Annotated in this window: 15 protein-coding genes; 7 read left to right on the top strand and 8 right to left on the bottom strand. The window is 71.5% G+C overall.

The window, feature by feature from the left end; translation table 11 throughout:
- Nucleotides 1-74 precede the first annotated feature (74 nt).
- Nucleotides 75-2,810: a SpoIIE family protein phosphatase gene (locus tag ABZ948_RS19840; RefSeq protein WP_359761234.1), complete on the top strand. Its 2,736-nt coding sequence runs from the start codon at nucleotides 75-77 to the stop codon at nucleotides 2,808-2,810.
- 4 nt (nucleotides 2,811-2,814) lie between these two features.
- On the opposite strand, the gene ABZ948_RS19835 is transcribed toward ABZ948_RS19840, so the two are convergent.
- Together ABZ948_RS19835 and ABZ948_RS19830 are read right to left on the bottom strand one after the other, a co-directional pair.
- Complete coding sequence (locus tag ABZ948_RS19835) at nucleotides 2,815-3,777, bottom strand: CU044_5270 family protein (protein WP_359761232.1); 963 nt, start codon at nucleotides 3,775-3,777, stop codon at nucleotides 2,815-2,817.
- Entirely contained in the window at nucleotides 3,770-4,447 is a 678-nt protein-coding gene (locus ABZ948_RS19830) for an RNA polymerase sigma factor (RefSeq protein ID WP_359761230.1), read from the bottom strand. Before ABZ948_RS19830 ends, ABZ948_RS19835 begins: the two co-directional genes overlap by 8 nt.
- A gap of 259 nt (nucleotides 4,448-4,706) precedes the next feature.
- On the opposite strand from ABZ948_RS19830, the gene ABZ948_RS19825 reads away from it, so the two are divergent.
- The 3 genes from ABZ948_RS19825 (at nucleotide 4,707) to ABZ948_RS19815 (ending at nucleotide 7,795) form a co-directional block, all read left to right on the top strand.
- Complete coding sequence (locus ABZ948_RS19825) at nucleotides 4,707-6,071, top strand: FAD-dependent oxidoreductase (RefSeq protein WP_359761228.1); 1,365 nt, start codon at nucleotides 4,707-4,709, stop codon at nucleotides 6,069-6,071.
- A 143-nt stretch (nucleotides 6,072-6,214) separates the two neighbouring features.
- Nucleotides 6,215-6,709: a lamin tail domain-containing protein gene (locus ABZ948_RS19820; RefSeq protein ID WP_359761226.1), complete on the top strand. Its 495-nt coding sequence runs from the start codon at nucleotides 6,215-6,217 to the stop codon at nucleotides 6,707-6,709.
- A gap of 96 nt (nucleotides 6,710-6,805) precedes the next feature.
- On the top strand, nucleotides 6,806-7,795 hold the full coding sequence (locus ABZ948_RS19815) for an alpha/beta fold hydrolase (RefSeq protein ID WP_359761224.1): 990 nt from the start codon (nucleotides 6,806-6,808) through the stop codon (nucleotides 7,793-7,795).
- On the opposite strand, the gene ABZ948_RS19810 is transcribed toward ABZ948_RS19815, so the two are convergent.
- The 6 genes from ABZ948_RS19810 to ABZ948_RS19785 form a co-directional block, all read right to left on the bottom strand.
- Nucleotides 7,792-9,288, bottom strand: a complete 1,497-nt coding sequence (locus tag ABZ948_RS19810; protein WP_359761222.1) for an FAD-dependent monooxygenase — start codon at nucleotides 9,286-9,288, stop codon at nucleotides 7,792-7,794. The genes ABZ948_RS19815 and ABZ948_RS19810 overlap by 4 nt on opposite strands.
- A gap of 87 nt (nucleotides 9,289-9,375) precedes the next feature.
- A complete protein-coding gene (locus ABZ948_RS19805) occupies nucleotides 9,376-9,750 on the bottom strand; it encodes a roadblock/LC7 domain-containing protein (protein ID WP_190200016.1) in 375 nt (124 codons plus the stop codon).
- 55 nt (nucleotides 9,751-9,805) lie between these two features.
- Nucleotides 9,806-10,435 carry a roadblock/LC7 domain-containing protein gene (locus ABZ948_RS19800; protein WP_359761220.1) on the bottom strand — a complete coding sequence of 210 codons (630 nt, stop codon included), beginning with the start codon at nucleotides 10,433-10,435 and terminating at the stop codon, nucleotides 9,806-9,808.
- A 38-nt stretch (nucleotides 10,436-10,473) separates the two neighbouring features.
- Nucleotides 10,474-11,244, bottom strand: a complete 771-nt coding sequence (locus tag ABZ948_RS19795) for a hypothetical protein (RefSeq protein WP_359761218.1) — start codon at nucleotides 11,242-11,244, stop codon at nucleotides 10,474-10,476.
- Nucleotides 11,245-11,252: 8 nt separating this feature from the next.
- Nucleotides 11,253-11,657: a hypothetical protein gene (locus ABZ948_RS19790; RefSeq protein WP_114257150.1), complete on the bottom strand. Its 405-nt coding sequence runs from the start codon at nucleotides 11,655-11,657 to the stop codon at nucleotides 11,253-11,255.
- 517 nt (nucleotides 11,658-12,174) lie between these two features.
- Entirely contained in the window at nucleotides 12,175-12,975 is an 801-nt protein-coding gene (locus ABZ948_RS19785; protein WP_359761216.1) for a FadR/GntR family transcriptional regulator, read from the bottom strand.
- A gap of 341 nt (nucleotides 12,976-13,316) precedes the next feature.
- Here ABZ948_RS19785 and ABZ948_RS19780 point away from each other — a divergent pair, with 341 nt between their 5' ends.
- The 3 genes from ABZ948_RS19780 (at nucleotide 13,317) to ABZ948_RS19770 (ending at nucleotide 16,553) form a co-directional block, all read left to right on the top strand.
- On the top strand, nucleotides 13,317-14,681 hold the full coding sequence (locus tag ABZ948_RS19780) for an ABC transporter substrate-binding protein (protein ID WP_359761214.1): 1,365 nt from the start codon (nucleotides 13,317-13,319) through the stop codon (nucleotides 14,679-14,681).
- On the top strand, nucleotides 14,678-15,592 hold the full coding sequence (locus ABZ948_RS19775; protein WP_359761212.1) for a carbohydrate ABC transporter permease: 915 nt from the start codon (nucleotides 14,678-14,680) through the stop codon (nucleotides 15,590-15,592). Before ABZ948_RS19780 ends, ABZ948_RS19775 begins: the two co-directional genes overlap by 4 nt.
- Before the next feature lie 106 nt (nucleotides 15,593-15,698).
- Entirely contained in the window at nucleotides 15,699-16,553 is an 855-nt protein-coding gene (locus ABZ948_RS19770) for a carbohydrate ABC transporter permease (protein ID WP_359761278.1), read from the top strand.
- The last annotated feature ends 25 nt before the right edge of the window (nucleotides 16,554-16,578 follow it).

The raw sequence follows: 16,578 nt of genomic DNA, 5'->3' as shown, positions 1-16,578 counted from the left end.
GAAACCGTGAGGGCCCCCTGTCACCATGGGTGATGCCCCTCGCCTCGCGGGGCCGGGCAGTGTAGACATGGCACATGGTCCGACTCTTGGGTCGATCCGGGACTCGATCGCCCCTGCGGCCCGGCGCTGCGCCGTCCGCACGGCAGCGGCGGGAGGCGGGCCCGTCGCGGTGGCATCCGGTGGCGGGGCTGCGGTCGACGCTGGGCGGACGCAGCGTCGCCGGACAGGTGTTCCTGCTGGTCGTGGTGATCGTCCTGCTGCTGGTCGTGGCGGCCGTGGTGGCGCTGGTGCTGCAGGTGCGGCACGACACGACGCTGGAGGCCCGCAACCGTTCGCTCGCCGTCGCGGAGACCTTCGCCAACGCGCCGGGCACCGTCGAGGCGCTGCGCGGCCCCGACCCCACGGCCGTGCTGCAGCCGCGGGCGGAGGCCGCCCGCGAACGGTCGGAGGTCGACTTCGTCGTCGTCATGAACACCGACGGCATCCGCTACACCCACCCCAAGACGGACCGCATCGGCAAGCGCTTCGTCGGGACGATCGCGCCGGCGCTGGCCGGAAAGGCGGTCACCGAGGAGATCGAGGGCACCATCGGCCCCCTCGTACAGGCCGTGGTGCCGGTGAAGGACCCGGACGGGCGGGTCGTGGGCCTGGTGTCGGCGGGGATCACGACGGCGAAAGTCGGCGGGACCGCCGACGAGCAGCTGCCGCTCCTGCTCTCCGCCGCCGCGGCGGCGCTCGCCCTGGCGACGGCGGGCGCCGCGCTGGTGAGCAGGCGCCTGCTGCGGCAGACGCACGGCCTCGGCCCGCACGAGATGACCCGGATGTACGAACACCACGACGCCGTGCTGCACGCCGTCCGCGAGGGCGTCCTCATCCTCGACGACGGCGGCACGCTGCTCCTCGCCAACGACGAGGCGCACCGGCTGCTCGGGCTGCCCGCCGACGCCGAGGGCCGGCACGTCCTCAGCCTGGGCCTCGACCCGGGCACCGCCGACCTGCTGGCCTCCGGACGCGTGGCCACGGACGAGGTGCACCTCGTCGGGGACCGGCTCCTGGCCGTCAACCAGCGGACCACGGACCACGCGGGCGGCCCGCCCGGCAGTGTCGCCACGCTGCGCGACTCCACCGAGCTGCGTGCCCTCTCGGGCCGGGCCGAGACCGCGCGGGAACGGCTCAACATGCTGTATGACGCCGGCGTGGGCATCGGGACGAGCCTGGACGTGACCCGCACGGCCGAGGAGCTGACCGAGCTGGCCGTGCCCCGGTTCGCCGACTTCGCCACCGTGGACCTGTTCGACGCGGTGCTGGGCGGCGGGCAGCCCGACGCGGCGGCCGCGCTGAGCCGCACGGCGCTCGGCGGGATCCGCAAGGACGCCCCGCTGTACGCCGTCGGCGAGCGGATCAGGTTCGTCGAGTCCTCCCCGCAGGGCCGCAGCCTCGCCACCGGCCGGCCCGTCCTGGAACCCCGGCTGAGCAAGGCCCCCGGCTGGCAGGCGCAGGACCTCGAACGCTCGGCGCAGATCGTCGACTACGGCATCCACTCCCTGATCACCGTGCCGCTGCGGGCCGGCGCCCTGGTGCTTGGCGTGGTCAGCTTCTGGCGCTTCGAGAAGCCGGAGCCGTTCGACGAGGACGAGCTGGCCCTGGCCGAGGAGCTGGTCGCGCGGGCCGCCGTCTCCATCGACAACGCGCGCCGCTACACGCGCGAGCACAGCATGGCGGTGACGCTCCAGCGCAGCCTGCTGCCGAGGAACCTGCCCGAGCAGGGCGCGCTGGAGATCGCCTACCGCTATCTGCCCGCGCAGGCCGGCGTGGGCGGCGACTGGTTCGACGTGCTGCCGCTGTCGGGAGCCCGGGTCGCGCTCGTGGTCGGCGACGTCGTCGGCCACGGTCTGCACGCCGCGGCCACGATGGGGCGGCTGCGCACCGCGGTGCACAACTTCTCCGCGCTCGACCTGCCGCCCGAGGAACTCATCGCCCTGCTGGACGAGTTGGTCGGCCGCATCGACCAGGACGAGACGGAGGCGGAGGGCAGCGCCCCGGTCACCGGCGCGACCTGTCTGTACGCCGTCTACGACCCGGTCTCCCGGCGGTGCACCGTCGCGCGGGCCGGGCATCCGCCGCCGGCCCTGATCCACCCCGACGGCCACGTCGAGTTCCCCGAGGTGCCGGCCGGGCCCCCGCTCGGCCTCGGCGGTCTGCCGTTCGAGACGGCCGAGCTGGAGCTGGCCGAGGGCAGCCGGCTCGTCCTCTACACCGACGGGCTGGTCGAGGACCGGGAGCGGGACATCGACGTCGGCCTGGAGATGCTGCGCCAGGCCCTGAGCCGGTCCGGCGCCTCCCCCGAGGACACCTGCCGGACCGTGCTGGACTCACAGCTCACGGCCCGCTCCAGCGACGACATCGCGCTGATCGTCGCGCGCACCCGGGCGCTCGCCGACGGCCGGGTCGCCGAGTGGCCGGTGCCGGCCGACCCGGCGGCCGTGGGCGAGGTGCGGGCGGCGGTCAGCCGGCAGCTGGCCGAGTGGGGGCTGGACGAGCTGACGTTCACCACGGAGCTCATCCTGAGCGAGCTGGTCACCAACGCGCTCCGGTACGGGGACGGGCCCATCCGCGTGCGGGTGCTGCGCGATCGCAACCTGATCTGCGAGGTGTTCGACAGCAGCAGCACCTCTCCGCACCTGCGGTACGCGACCATGACGGACGAGGGCGGGCGGGGGCTGTTCCTCGTCGCGCAGCTCGCGGAACGCTGGGGGACGCGTTATCTGCCCGCGGGGAAGGTGATCTGGGCGGAGCAGCCCCTGCCGTGAGCGGTCACCGGGCCGCGTCCGCCCGGGGCCGCTGTCCGATCCGGTCCACCACCCCCACCGCGACCAGTCCCTTGACCTCCGTGTACTTCTGACCGCCCCGCAGCTCGCCGTCCACCCACCGGCCGCCCTTGGAGCCCTCCTGCCGCAGACCGAGGTAGGCGTAGGTCTTCGGATCGAAGATGAAGGCGAAGCTCAGGCCGGGGTACGAGACAGCGACGCCGCGGCGTCCGAGCGCGTCCACCGCGTCGTGGTCCAGCCTGATGCCGGGCAGCTTCGCGACGGCCTCGAAGGCGGCGGCCTGGAGGCCGGGCGGCATCACGCGGGGGCCGCGCAGGAGCAGACAGGCGTTCAGGTATGCGTCCTGGGCGGCTTCCGGGCTTCCCGGGTCGCGCAGGCTGAGGACGTCCAGGAGCTTGTCGGGGTCCGTGGGCCACTTCTTGAGCTTGGCGTACTCGGTGGGGGGCCAGCGCACCTCGTGCTCGCCCAGGGGAGGTTCGTCGAGGATCCGGCCGTAGTAGCTGTACCGGGAGGGCCTGGAGCCGTCGACCGACAGCCAGCTCTCGTCGGTGAACCGCTGGGTCCTGCCGCCCTTGAGGAAGGTACGGGTGGAGATCTCCTTGGTGTAGAGGTACTGGTCGTTGCGCGGGACCGGCAGGTGCGCGCTGTCGGCGCGCGACCGCTCGGCGGCCCGGTGCAGGAGCTGCGCCGCGCCGGCCAACTGCGGTTCCCCGGCGTCCCGTTCCTCGCCGTCGGCCCTCAGGACGGCGGCGCCGGTCGCGACGGCCGCGGTGGCCGTCGCGGCGATCGCGGTGCGCAGCGCGAGCCTGCGGGTGAAGGCTCCGGCACCGTGCGGGCGGGTCTCGCGGTCGACGGCCCGCAGCAGGCGGGCTCGGGCGTCGTCGCGGGCCCGGTCGGTCAGCGGGGGCACGTCGGTCTCCAGGTCGCGCACCGCGGTGAGGTCATCCACGAGCAGTCCTTTCCGTCTCGCCGGCCGCGCCGGTCTCGTCCGTGTCGTCGTGCGGGGCGGTGGGGTCCGATCCGCCCAGTGCTTCGCGCAGCTTCTTCCGGGCCCGGTGCAGCCGGGAGCGGACGGTGCCCACCGGGATGCCGAGGGCCTGGGCGGCCTCGGCGTAGTCGAGGTCGCCCCAGGCGATCACCAGCAGCACATCGCGGTGGCGGGCGGGCAGCGCGGCGAGGGCGCCGGCCAGGGCGGCGCGCGAGCCCTCGGCGCTGACCCGGGCGGCGACCCGGTCCGCCAACGGTTCGGTGTCGCCGCTCCGTTCGCCCGGCGCCTGGGCGGCGACGCGGGACAGGGCGCGCAGTCTGCGGGCCTCGGCGCGCCGGTGCCGGCCGACGAGGTTGGTGGCGATGCCGTACAGCCAGGGGCGGGCCGGCGAGCGCGACAGGTCGTAGCGGCGGCGCTGCTGGAAGGCCGTCACGAAGGTCTCGGCCATCAGGTCGTCGGCCGCCTCGGTGCCGAGCCGCCGCGCGATGTACCGGTGGATGTCGTCGGCGTAGCGGTCGAAGAGCACCGCGAACGCGTCGGGGTCCTCCCGGGACCGCTCGATCACCGAGGCGTCGGGCTCCTCGCACCGGCCGGGGGCGTGGCGTGCTCCGACGCTCGGGAGTGCGGTCACCGGTCGGCTCTCGGGTACGGCCGGTCGCCTGTCAGGTCCATAGGGTTCCTCCGATGTCACGGGGCATGGTCGACTGCTGTTCGCCGATGCCCGCGGTCGGGTTCCCGAGGTGGGTGTGCGAGGGTGCCCCGACAGGCCGGACACCCGCCCATAAAGTAGCCTTATGAGCTCATAGACCGGACCCGCATACCGACTTAGGCTTGCCTTAGTTTAGGCTTCCCGTCGAGATCGCTTGTCGCCGCTCGAAGGGAACCTGACCATGCCCCGCCCCCTGCGGGTAGCCATCGTCGGATCCGGCCCCGCCGGGATCTACGCCGCCGACGCCCTGCTCAAGTCCGAGGTGGCCTCCGAACCCGGCGTGTCCATCGACATCTTCGAGCGCATGCCGGCGCCGTTCGGACTGATCCGGTACGGCGTCGCCCCCGACCACCCGCGGATCAAGGGCATCATCACGGCCCTGCACCAGGTGCTCGACAAGCCCCAGATCCGGCTCTTCGGCAACGTGGACTACGGCACCGACATCGGCCTGGACGACCTGCGCGCGTTCTACGACGGCGTGATCTTCGCCACCGGCGCGACGGCCGACCGGGCGCTGTCCATCCCGGGCATCGACCTCGACGGCTCCTACGGCGCCGCCGACTTCGTGTCCTGGTACGACGGTCACCCGGACGTGCCGCGCACCTGGCCGCTGGAGGCGGAGAAGGTCGCCGTGCTCGGCGTCGGCAACGTCGCGCTCGACATCGCGCGCGTGCTGGCCAAGACGGCGGACGAGCTGCTGCCGACGGAGATCCCGCCGAACGTGTACGAGGGCCTGAAGGCCAACCGGGCCAAGGAGATCCACGTGTTCGGCCGCCGGGGCCCGGCGCAGGCGAAGTTCAGCCCGATGGAGCTGCGGGAGCTGGACCACTCCCCCAACATCGAGGTCATCGTCGACCCCGAGGACATCGACTACGACGAGGGCTCGATCGCCACCCGGCGCGGCAACAAGCAGGCCGACATGGTCGCCAAGACCCTGGAGAACTGGGCGATCCGCGACGTCGGCGACCGCCCGCACAAGCTCTTCCTGCACTTCTTCGAGTCGCCGGTCGAGGTCCTCGGCGAGGACGGCAAGGTCGTCGGCCTGCGCACCGAGCGCACGGAACTCGACGGCACCGGGAACGTCAAGGGCACCAGCACGTTCAAGACGTGGGACGTCACCGCGGTGTACCGCGCGGTGGGCTACCTGTCCGACAAACTCCCCAAGCTGCCCTGGGACATCGACTCGGGCACCGTCCCGGACGAGGGCGGGCGGGTCATGCAGGAGTCCGGCGAGCACCTGCAGTCCACCTACGTCACCGGCTGGATCCGGCGCGGGCCGGTCGGTCTGATCGGCCACACCAAGGGCGACGCCAACGAGACGGTGTCGAACCTGCTGGACGACTACGCGAACGGCCGGCTGCACACGCCTTCGACTCCCGCGCCGGAGGCCGTGGACGCGTTCCTCGCCGAGCGCGACATCCGCTTCACCACGTGGGACGGCTGGTACCGGCTGGACGCCGCGGAGAAGGCCCTCGGCGAGCCCGAGGGGCGCGAGCGCGTGAAGATCGTCGAGCGCGAGGACATGCTCCGCGCCAGCGGCGCCTGATCTCACACACACCCCTGGGCGGGTTCGGTGGCAATGTCACCGGACCCGCCCTTATGCGTGCTTGAACCGTGTACGATCCAGACGCTTCACCGAACCATCACATCGCCTTCACCAGAGGGCCATGCAAGGGGGGACGAACGTCCATGCGTATACGCCTTGTCGCCGCCACGGCCGCCGCTGCCGGAGCCCTGACCGCCCTGACGGCGGCCCCGGCCCAGGCCGCCGAGTACAACTCCGCACTGAAGATCGGCGGTGTCCAGTACGACGCCCCCGGCCGTGACTCCAACAACTGCCGCACGGGGAACACCGACGAGGAGTACTTGAAGATCAAGAACTACTCGCGGTCGACGACGGTGAACCTCAAGGGCTACGTCGTGAAGGACGCCGCCGGGAACAAGTTCACCTTCACCGCGAACCACACCCTGCAGCCCGGGGACTACGTGAAGCTGCGCGGCGGCAACGGCACCGACTCCGACAGGAACAACGTCGTCTACCGCGACAACTGCAACTTCATGTGGAACAACGACAAGGACACGATCTACGTGTACAAGCCGTCCGGCAGCCCGGCCGATGTGCACTCGTACACCAAGAGCGGCTCCGACAAGGACGGCAACGGGTACGTCACGTTCCACGGCTGAGCCTTTTGCCGAACCGGCAACAGGCTTGGTGCGCGGCGCGGCGGGCGACGGATGATCAGTGGACTGAGTGTCCGATTCCGCCTCGCGGGAGGATCCATGCCGCAGACGTCCGCCGTCGACCGCACGCACCGCCTCGTGCCCTCACCGGCCGGCCGCACCCACCTCGTGGAACAGGGTGACGGGCCGCTCGTGCTCCTGCTGCACGGATTCCCGGAGTCCTGGTACGCGTGGCGCCACCAACTGCCCGCCCTGGCCGCGGCCGGTTACCGCGCGGTGGCCGTCGACGTACGGGGCTACGGACGCTCGTCCCGGCCCGCGGACGTGGAGGCGTACCGGATCCTCGAGTTGGTGGCGGACAACGTCGCCGTGGTGGAGGCACTGGGCGAGCGGTCCGCCGTGCTCATCGGGCACGACTGGGGTGCGACCATCGCCGCGACGTCCGCGCTGGTCCGCCCGGACGTGTTCCGCGCGGTGGGGCTGCTGAGCGTGCCCTACACGCCACCGGGCGGGCCCCGGCCGAGTGAGGTGTTCGCGGGGATGGGCGGCGACGAGGAGTTCTACGTCTCCTACTTCCAGGAGCCCGGCCGGGCCGAGGCGGAGATCGAGCCCGACGTGCGCGGCTGGATCGCGGGCTTCTACGCGGCTCTGTCCGCGGACACGATGCCCGCGGACACGCTGCCCGCGGGCGATCCGCATTTCGTGACGCGGGGCGGCCGGTTGCGCGACCGGTTCCCCGTCGGCCGGCTGCCCCACTGGCTGAGCGAGACCGACCTCGACGTCTACGCCGGGGAGTTCGAGCGCACGGGGATGACCGGCGCCCTGAACCGCTACCGGAACATGGACCGCGACTGGGAGGACCTGGCGGACTTCGCGGGCGCGCCCGTCACGCAGCCGTCGCTGTTCCTCGGCGGCGGCCTGGACGCGTCCACGACGTGGCTCGCCGACGCGATCGAGGCGTACCCGGCCACGCTGCCCGGCCTGACGGCGTGCCACATCCTCGACGGCTGCGGCCACTTCCTCCAGCAGGAGCGTCCCGCCGAGACCAACCGGCTGCTGGTCGATTGGCTGGGCGGGCTCCCCTCCTAGGGGCGCGGCAGCCAGCGGTCGAGGTAGGTGTGCAGCCCCGTCAGGTCGGTGCCGCCTGCCGCGTAGCCCACGTATCCGTCGGGGCGTACGAGGGCGTGGCCGGTGCCCTGCCACGGGCTTCGTGCGCCGAGTCGGTGGAGGGCGACCAGATCGTGCGGGGGCGCGATCTCGGGCCAGGGGCCGGTGAGCAGCAGGTGGTAGCCGGGGCCGGCGGTGCGCTGCTGGAGGCCGCGTGGGACGTCGGGGAGCCGGTCCCCCGCCCGCGGTCCGCGGCCCGGCTTGCGCGGCCCGGTCGTGGAGAGGGGGCCACGGCGGTAGTGGACGGCGAGTTCGGAGACCGTACGGAACAGGCGTGCGCGGGGGGCGGTCGTGCGCAACAGCAGGGGGGCGAAGCGCGGGGCGAGGTGGGTGCGGGCCAGGCGCAGCGCAGGGTGGCTGCTCGTGCCCGCGGTGAACGCGCGGTCGGTGAGGCGCCGTACGCCGTGGCCGACCGGGGCGCGTTCGGTCTCGTAGGTCTCCAGCAGGTCCTCCGGGGCGGCGCCGCGGCAGACGTGGGCGAGTTTCCAGCCGAGGTTGAGCGCGTCCTGGATGCCGGTGTTCATGCCCTGGCCCCCGGCGGGGCTGTGGATGTGCGCCGCGTCCCCGGCGAGGAAGAACGGGCCCTTCCGGTAGCGGGTGGCGCCGCGGTTGTGGATGCGGAAGGAGGTCATCCAGACCGGGTCGCGCAGGGTCAGCCGGTCGGTGGTCCAGTCGTCGGCGATCCGCTGGAGCAGCTCCGGTGTCACGTCGCCGGACCCGCTTCCCGGCGGCCGCATGGCGATCATCCGCCAAGTGGCCGGGGTGCCGAGGGGGAAGAAGAACAGCAGGCCGGAGCCGGTCATGAAGGTGTGCGCGGTGCCCGGCTCCAGTCCGTCGACCTCCAGGTCGGCCAGCAGGAACGTCTGCGGGTAGGCGTACCCCTCGAAGGCGATGCCCGCCTGGGCGCGCACGGTGCTGTGGGCGCCGTCGCAGCCGACGACGTAGCGGGCCCGCAGGGTCTCCCGGCCGCCGTCCCGGCGCCGCAGCCGGCAGGTGACGTGCGCGCCGTCCCGCTCGGCGCTCACCAGTTCCGTGCTCCGCTCCACCGCCACGTCCCGTGCGGCCAGACGAGCCGTCAGCACGGCCTCCGTCTCCGACTGCGGCAGGAACAGCAGGAAGGGGTACGGCGTGTCGTCGCACCCGACGTCGAACAAGGGCACCCGGAGCACGCGCCGCGACAGGTGCAGGTGGAGCCGGACGGTCGTACTGCCCCGGTCGACGAGGTCGTCCGTCACGCCGAAGCCGGCGAGTTGCTCCAGGGTGCGGGGCTGGATGGCCGGGGCGCGTGACTCCCGGGCGCGGTCCGGCGAGCGGTCCACGATCCGGAAGCGGGTGCCGTAGGCGCGCAGTTGCGTCGCGAGCGCGAGTCCGGTGGGGCCCGCGCCCACCACGAGCACGTCCAGGGGTGCCGTCATGGCATCCACCGTAGATCCGGCGGGCCGGCATGGCGGGGCCCTCCACGCCGGGTCCGTCGCGGAGGGCTCCCGTCCGGTGGTGCCGGTTCAGACCTCCAGGTCGGCTTCGATCCGGCGGAGCTGGTGGCGGGCCATGGCCAGGTTGGCGCGGCTTCCGTCCAGCACGAGGTAGAGGAACAGTCCGCTGCCCCCGCGCCCCTTGAGGAGGCGGATGAGGTGGTACTGGGAGTTCAGGGTGATCAGGATGTCCTCGATCTCCTCCTTCAGCCCCAGGTGTTCCATGGTGCGCAGCTTGGCCCGTACGACGTCGGTGTTGCCGGCGGCGGCGACTTCGAGGTCGAAGTCCTTGCTGCCGCCGAGGGTGCCGAGGGCCATGCCGCTGGTGTAGTCGACGAGGGCGGCGGCCGTGGCTCCGTCGATGGAGCTCAGGCATTCCTTCAGGGCGGTCTCCGTGTTGGCCATGCGGTCGGTTCCTTTCGTTCGGTGTTTCTTCTGTCGGTCCGGAGGTTCGGGTGGCTCAGATGCCGGTCTGCGGGCGCGGCGGGTGGGTGGGCCGCTGCGGGGTGCGTACCGGGAGGGTGCCGATGGGGCGGGCCGTGGCCGGAGGTGCCGTGGCGATGTGCTCTTCGGGTGCGGGTGGGGATGCGGGTGCGGGTGGGGACGGGGGTGCGGCTGCCGGTGTCGCCCTCGGCGTCGGCGTCGGTGTGGGTGTGGGTGTGGATGTGCTGGTGGGAGTCGGTGTCGGCCGGTCGGCGTGGCGGCCGGTGCCCGGGCCGACGCGCGTGGCCACGAGGTCGGCGATGCGGGCGCCGCCGCGGCGGCCCTCCAGGTGGAGGCGGCCGACGTTGACACGGTCCTCGGCCAGGAGGGTGAGGACGGCGGTCGTCCCGGCCGCGTAGGTCGCCACGTAGCCGTCGGCGCCCCGTACGAGCAGTTCGCGGAAGTCGCCGCGGGCGGCGGCGTCGGTCATGCGGTACGCAACGCCGAGGGCGGCGGCGGTGAGCGCCGCGAGTCCCTCCGGCTCGGCCTCAGGTACGTCGTGGGCGAGGACCAGTCCGTCGACGGTGGCCGCGAGGGAGCCGGTCAGCCCGGGTACGCGGGTGCGGAGCCGGCGCAGTTCGTCCAGGACGTCGGTCTCGACGGCCATGAGCAGTCTCCTTTCGGCACGCTGTCGTCGCGCGCGGATCACAGTGCCTCCAAGGCGTGCAGGAGCCGTCGCAGCAGTGCGGTGTCGGGCTCGTCCGGTGCCGCCGGCAGGGGGGCGGGGCCCGGCTCGGCGGACGCGGTGGCGGGGTCTGCGGGGACGACCAGCCCGGCTGCGGCCAGACGGCGGAGTTCGACGAGGGTGTGGAAGGTGCGGCAGGCCAGGGCCGTCGCGATCTGGGCGGCGGTGCGGACGCCGTCGACCTGGGCGAGGGTCCGGCCGCGGCGGGCGGGCAGGTCCACGGGGTCGCCCGGCACGCGGGCGAGCGGAGCGACGTCGATGGCGGGTTCGGGCCATATGCGGTGCAGCAGTTCGCGGCGGCGTCGGGACTCGCGCAGGACGGTGTCCACCGGTACGGAGCGGACGGCGCCGAGCCAGTGCGCGACTCCGGGGCGGAAGCGGAGGGCCGGTCCGTCGTGGGCGAGGACGAAGTACGCCGCGTCGAAGAGGGCGCCGAGGTGGCAGAGTTCGAGTGCGCCGGCGGCGAGGTGGCCGCTGTCCACGAGTTGTCTGCCGACCCGGCAACGGCGGCCGGCCTGGTCGATCGCCGCCCACCAGCCGTCCGGGGCGAGTGCTCCGCTGTGGGTGAGCAGGTCGCCGAGGTCGGGGGTGACGGCGGATTCGACGTGGACGACGTGTCCCGACGCGAGGTAGACGATCCCCGACTCGGTGGACAGGGCGCCGCTCGCGCCCTGGGCCGCGAGGGTGCCGAGCAGGACCGAGGCCGGTTCGTCCGTGCGTGCGGTCAGCATCGGCGCGATCATCCGAGCACCAGTCTGTCCGCCATCTCGGCGAGCCGGATGCGGGCGAGGGCCAGGTTGCCGTCCGCGCGGTCGAGCCACAGGTGCAGGAACACCGTGCTGTCGAAGGTCGTGGTGACGAATCTCAGCAGGTGGTACGAGTCGGTGTTCGTGATGATCAGGTCCTGCACGGGCGGTTCCTTGCCGGACGGCCCGCCCGCGTCGCCGCCGGCCGGCGCGAGGGCGCCGCTCTCCGTGGCGAGGCGGGCGAGTTCGGCGGTCTCCGCGGCCGTCGCCTCCGGGTCGCCGCCCGGTGCGTCACCCACCGCGCCCAGGGCGAGACCACTGATCCAGTCGACCACCGACGCGCCTCGCGCACCGGGCAGCCGCATGGCTTCCAGCAGACTTTCGTCGATTCCGGGCACGCCGGATCCCCTCCCCCTGCACGGCCGTTCCCGCGAACGTGAGCACGACACTACGGAAAGTGCTCGGCCCAGGTGAACGCTTTGGCATTTTCCAAATGAATGTGCCGGAAGCGAGCGGGAGCTGATCAGGGTTGAACGGAAGCGAGCAGGAAGAGTCGCAGCACCAGGTTGGGCGCAGGCCGGTGACCTGACCTGTGCGGAGTGCGTCGAGATCACTCGAAGACGGCAGCGATACCTGGTCGCCACCAACCAGGTTCCGCGGCGGGAGCGTTGACGCGCCGGCGTTCGTTTCGCCATGAGGCCGCCCAGGCGGGGCCGGAGGACCGTCGAGCGCGTGGAACACCGGCCCCACGACGGCCGCTCCGGCGATTCCGGACACGGCCGCGTACACGGCGAGCACGGCGAGGCGGATCAACGTGCGCTGCCGGTCGGCGTGACCGTGTCCTTGAACTCTGCCGCCAAGACAGGCGACTTGGCGCCGCGCGCGGCGATACGCACCTGAAGGCGGGGTGGAGGGTCAGCCGAACAGACGGCGCTGGATCTCCCGCCGGTAGTCCTCCAGCGTCCTGTCGAGGTGTACCGCCGTGGCCTCGGCCGCCTCGTCGGGCCGGCCGTCGCGGATGGCCCGGTAGATCGCCTCGTGCTCCTCCACCGCGGCCTCGGTCCCGTCACCGAACGTGTCATGGATCCCGATGGCGCTGGACTGCCGCTGCAGTCGCCGCGCGTCGCGCACCGCGCTGGCCAGGAAGGTGTTGTGCGAGGCCGCGGCCACACCGGCGTGGAAGTCGTCGTCCGCCTGGTTGAACACGTCGACCTGGCCGTGGACGAACCCGTGCCGGCACTGCTGCATCGCCACTTCGATGGTCCGTAGCTCGGCGGGCGTGGCACGGGTGGCCGCCAGACTGCTGGCGGCCATCTCCTGCACCCTGCGGAACTCGAACAGCATCAGGACGTGGTCGAGGTCGACGGGGCGGAAGAAGCCTCCCCAGCGGCTGGTGATGAGCATGCCCTCGTCGTCCGCGACGAACAGTCCGCGCCCCTTGTGCGCCCGGACCCGGCCGAGGGCCGACAGGATCTTCACCGCCTCCCGTACGACCGCCCGGCTGGTGTTCAGCGTCTGGGCGAGGTCGTTCTCCGTGGGCAGCCGGTCCCCCGGGGTCAGACGCTGCTCGGCGATGAACTCGAGGATCCGCTCGGCCACCACTTCGTAGCCGGGCCGGTAGTCACGCCGCTCCCCGTCCGGGCCGTTCACCGCCGCGGCAGCGGTGGTGGAGGCCTGCGCGGGCAGGTCCAGTCCGGTCGCGGGCGTGTCGTTCATCTGTGATGCCTCCGGGTGACTGCGACGACAGCGATCGATCGCTGCTGAGCCGGGCTCATCCTACCCACAGCCAACAATGAGTCGTACTCATTTGGCAATGGCCTGGACAGACAAGGCTGATACATAAATCGGTTACTAGGTCTCAATGAGGGCAAATCGCCCCAGCAAGATGCGGTCAGCGCTCCGAAATTGCGCGAAGAGAGCGGCACACACCCTTGACTGGCCTTCGGATAAGGCGCCTAATTTCTTCCGCGACGGCAGTGACAGAGCAGTCGTCGCCCCATCCGCGCGCCACCTTCCCGAGCTGCTTCGGGGCGCCCGCACACCGAGTGGAGTCGTTCATGACCCTCAACGAGTCTTCGGCCGGCCAGGCAAGAGTGCCCAGCAAGAGACGTTCGGCGTTGCTGGCCGGCTGCGCGGCCACCGTGCTCCTGACCGTGACCGCCTGCGGTGGCGGCGGCACCGCGAGCACGACCGAGAAGGACGGCTTCGCCCAAGCGCCCCAGAAGGACGGCGCGTTGACCGTCTGGGTGGACGCGACCCGCATGGAGGCCGCGAAGCTGTACCAGCGGCTGCACCCGGAGGTGAAGCTGAGCATCGTCAGCTACGACGGCAACGCCAACGGGTCGAACTACCTCCAGACCAAGGTCCAGCTCTTCAACCGCACGAAGAAGGGCTGGCCGGACGTCGTCTTCAGCTCGCAGAACAACGAGGTCACCTGGGCGGTCGACGCGGGCTTCGCCGCCCCGCTCGACAAGGGGCTGATGCCGGCGGCGACCCTGGGGAAGTTCGCCAAGGGCGCCAACGACGTCTGCACGGTGAACGGCACGCTCTACTGCCTGCGCAACGACCTCTCCCAGGCGGTGCTCTGGTACAACGCGCCGCTGATGAAGAAGTTCGGCTACACGGTGCCCACGACCTGGGAGGAGTACCAGAAGCTCGGCGAGAGGGTCGCCGAGGAGCACCCCGGCTACCTGGTGGGCGACGCGGGCGACTCCTTCACGCCCGAGATCTACCTGTGGGCGAGCAAGTGCGGCGCCAACCACATCACCGGCCCCAAGGCCGTGTCGGTGAACACCACCAGCGAGGCCTGCACCAAGATGGCCAGGCTCATGGACGTACTGATCAAGAACAAGTCCATGTCCGTCAGCGGGGTGTTCAGCACCGACTTCGCCAAGAACAAGGCCGACAAGGTGCTGCTCTTGCCCGGACCGGCCTGGTTCGGCGGGGCGGTGTTCAAGGACGGTCTCAAGACCCCGGCGAAGCAGATCGGGGTGGCTCCCATGCCGCAGTGGGAGGGGGACTCCGCGACGTCCACCGGCAACGTCGGCGGCGGCACCTGGCTGCTCTCCCAGCACTCCCCTCATCTCAAGGCGGCCACCGACTTCCTGAAGTGGGTCACCACCGACAACGCCTACCAGGGCGAGAAGGCACCCGGCTTCCCGGCCTACGCACCCGCTGCCGAGAACTGGCTGAAGGCCCAGGACGCCTCCGGCTACTTCAGCGGTGACCTCAGTGCGCTCAAGGACGCCTCCTCACAGGTCTGGCCGGGCTGGGGCTCGGGCCAGTTCAGCCAGGAGGCGATCTGGGCCGCCACCGTCAAGCCCGGCCTCACCCAGGGCAAGAGCATCGTCTCGATGCTGCCGGCCTGGCAGGACTCCATCGTCGAGCACGCCAAGTCCAACGGATACCAGGTCTCCCAGTGACCCTCACCCTCTCCTCGGCCGGTTCTGCCCGTCGGCGCCGTCGCGGCCCCGCCCGGCAGAGCCGGGCCGGCGTGGCGTTCGTCGCCGCCTACGTGGTCCTGCTGATCGCCTTCGGCATCCTTCCGACCGGCTACGCCATCTGGTTCGCCTTCACCGACGCCGGGGGCACCTTCACCGGATTCGCCAACTTCGTCACCACGGCACGGGACTTCCGGTTCCTGGACGCCGTGAGCCACGTCGCGGTCTATCTCGTCCTGTGGCTGGTCTCGCTGGTGGTCTTCGTGGTCGGCCTGGCGCTGCTGCTGCACCGCCTGGCCTCCGGCAGGACCGGGCAGGCGCTCCGGTTCCTCTACTACATCCCCGGAGCGCTCGCCGGCGCCGCGAGCGTGCTGGTGTGGCTGTTCATGCTCGATCCGACGGTGAGCCCGGTCAGTTCGCTCCTTGGCGCGCTGGGCTTCCAGACCTTCGGCGAGGTGATCGCACCCGGCAACCTGGCGTTGCTGTTCACCATCATCGCGTTCTGGACCGGTGCGGGCGGCTGGATCGTCGTCATGTACGGGGCGCTCAACAACATCCCCAAGGACGTCATGGAAGCCGCGCGCATCGACGGTGCCAACGCCTGGCAGATCGCCTGGCGGGTGCAGATCCCGATGCTCCGCAAGTGGATCGTGTACATGGTGATCCTGGCCTTCGCGGGCGGCGCCCAGCTGTTCGTCGAGCCGCAGTTGCTGTCCCTCGCCAGCGTGGGCGTGGCCGGACGTGACTACTCGCTCAACCAGTTGACGTACGACTTCGCCTTCCAGATGAACAACGTCAACGGCGCCGCCGCCGTGTCGGTGGAGCTCCTGGTCGTCAGTGTGTCGGCCGCCGCCCTCTTCGTCGCACGGTCGGGGTTCTTCGATGCCGATTGACACCTCCCCCAGTCCGGTCGCCGCGCCCCGCACGGAGCGGGGCCCCGAGCGCACGAGCCGGTCACGGCACCGGCCCTCCCGGCAGCGCCGACGGTCCGTACGGCACCTGCCGTCCCGGCTGCTCGCCGCGTCCGTACTCGCCCTGTTCGTCGTGTTCTTCGTGCTGCCGGTGCTCTGGCTCGTCCTCGCGGCGACCAAGACCGACCAGCAGCTGGTCCACGACAGCCCGCTCTCCATCGGCTCCTGGCACACGCTCGAGGCCAACTGGCACGCCCTCTCGGCGTACCAGGACAACGCCATCCTGCTGTGGTTGCGCAACTCCGCGCTCTATGCGGTGATTTCGCTGGTCATCACGCTCTGCGTGGCCGTGCCCGCGGGCTACGCCCTGGCGATGACCGAGTTCCGGGGCCGGCGCGCGCTGCTGGTCTCGACGCTGGTCGTGATGCTCATGCCGAACGCCACGCTGGTGGTGCCGCTGTTCCTGGAGATCAACGCGGTGGGCCTGATCGGCACGATGTGGTCGATCATCCTGCCCTACTCCTTCTACCCGTTCGGCGTGTACCTGACCTACATCTACTTCACGACCGCCGTCCCGAAGGACCTGCTCGCGGCAGCGCGGATGGACGGCTGCTCCGAGTTCGGTGTCTTCCGCCTCGTGGCGCTGCCGCTGGCGACACCGGTCATCGCGCTCGTGGGCTTCTTCAGCTTCGTCGCCAACTGGACCAACTACTTCCTGCCGTACGTGATGCTCCCCGAGAGCGACCAGATGCCCGTCCAGGTGGGCGTGGGCAACCTGCTCAGCAGCGTGCCGTCGTTCAACCCGACGGTCGGCTCGCTCGCCGTCGAGCGCCCGCAACTGGCCCTGGCGACCCTGGTGGCCATCACACCGGTGCTGGTCGTCTTCCTCTTCGCCCAGCGCTTCCTGGTCAGCGGGATGCTCGCGGGCGCCACCAAGGAATGACGTCCCCGCCACCACCCCGAACGGA

The sequence above is a fragment of the Streptomyces olindensis genome, from assembly GCF_040645895.1.
GTDB classification, from domain to species: Bacteria; Actinomycetota; Actinomycetes; order Streptomycetales; family Streptomycetaceae; genus Streptomyces; species Streptomyces olindensis.
This window is presented reverse-complemented; position numbering and strand designations above follow the sequence as displayed.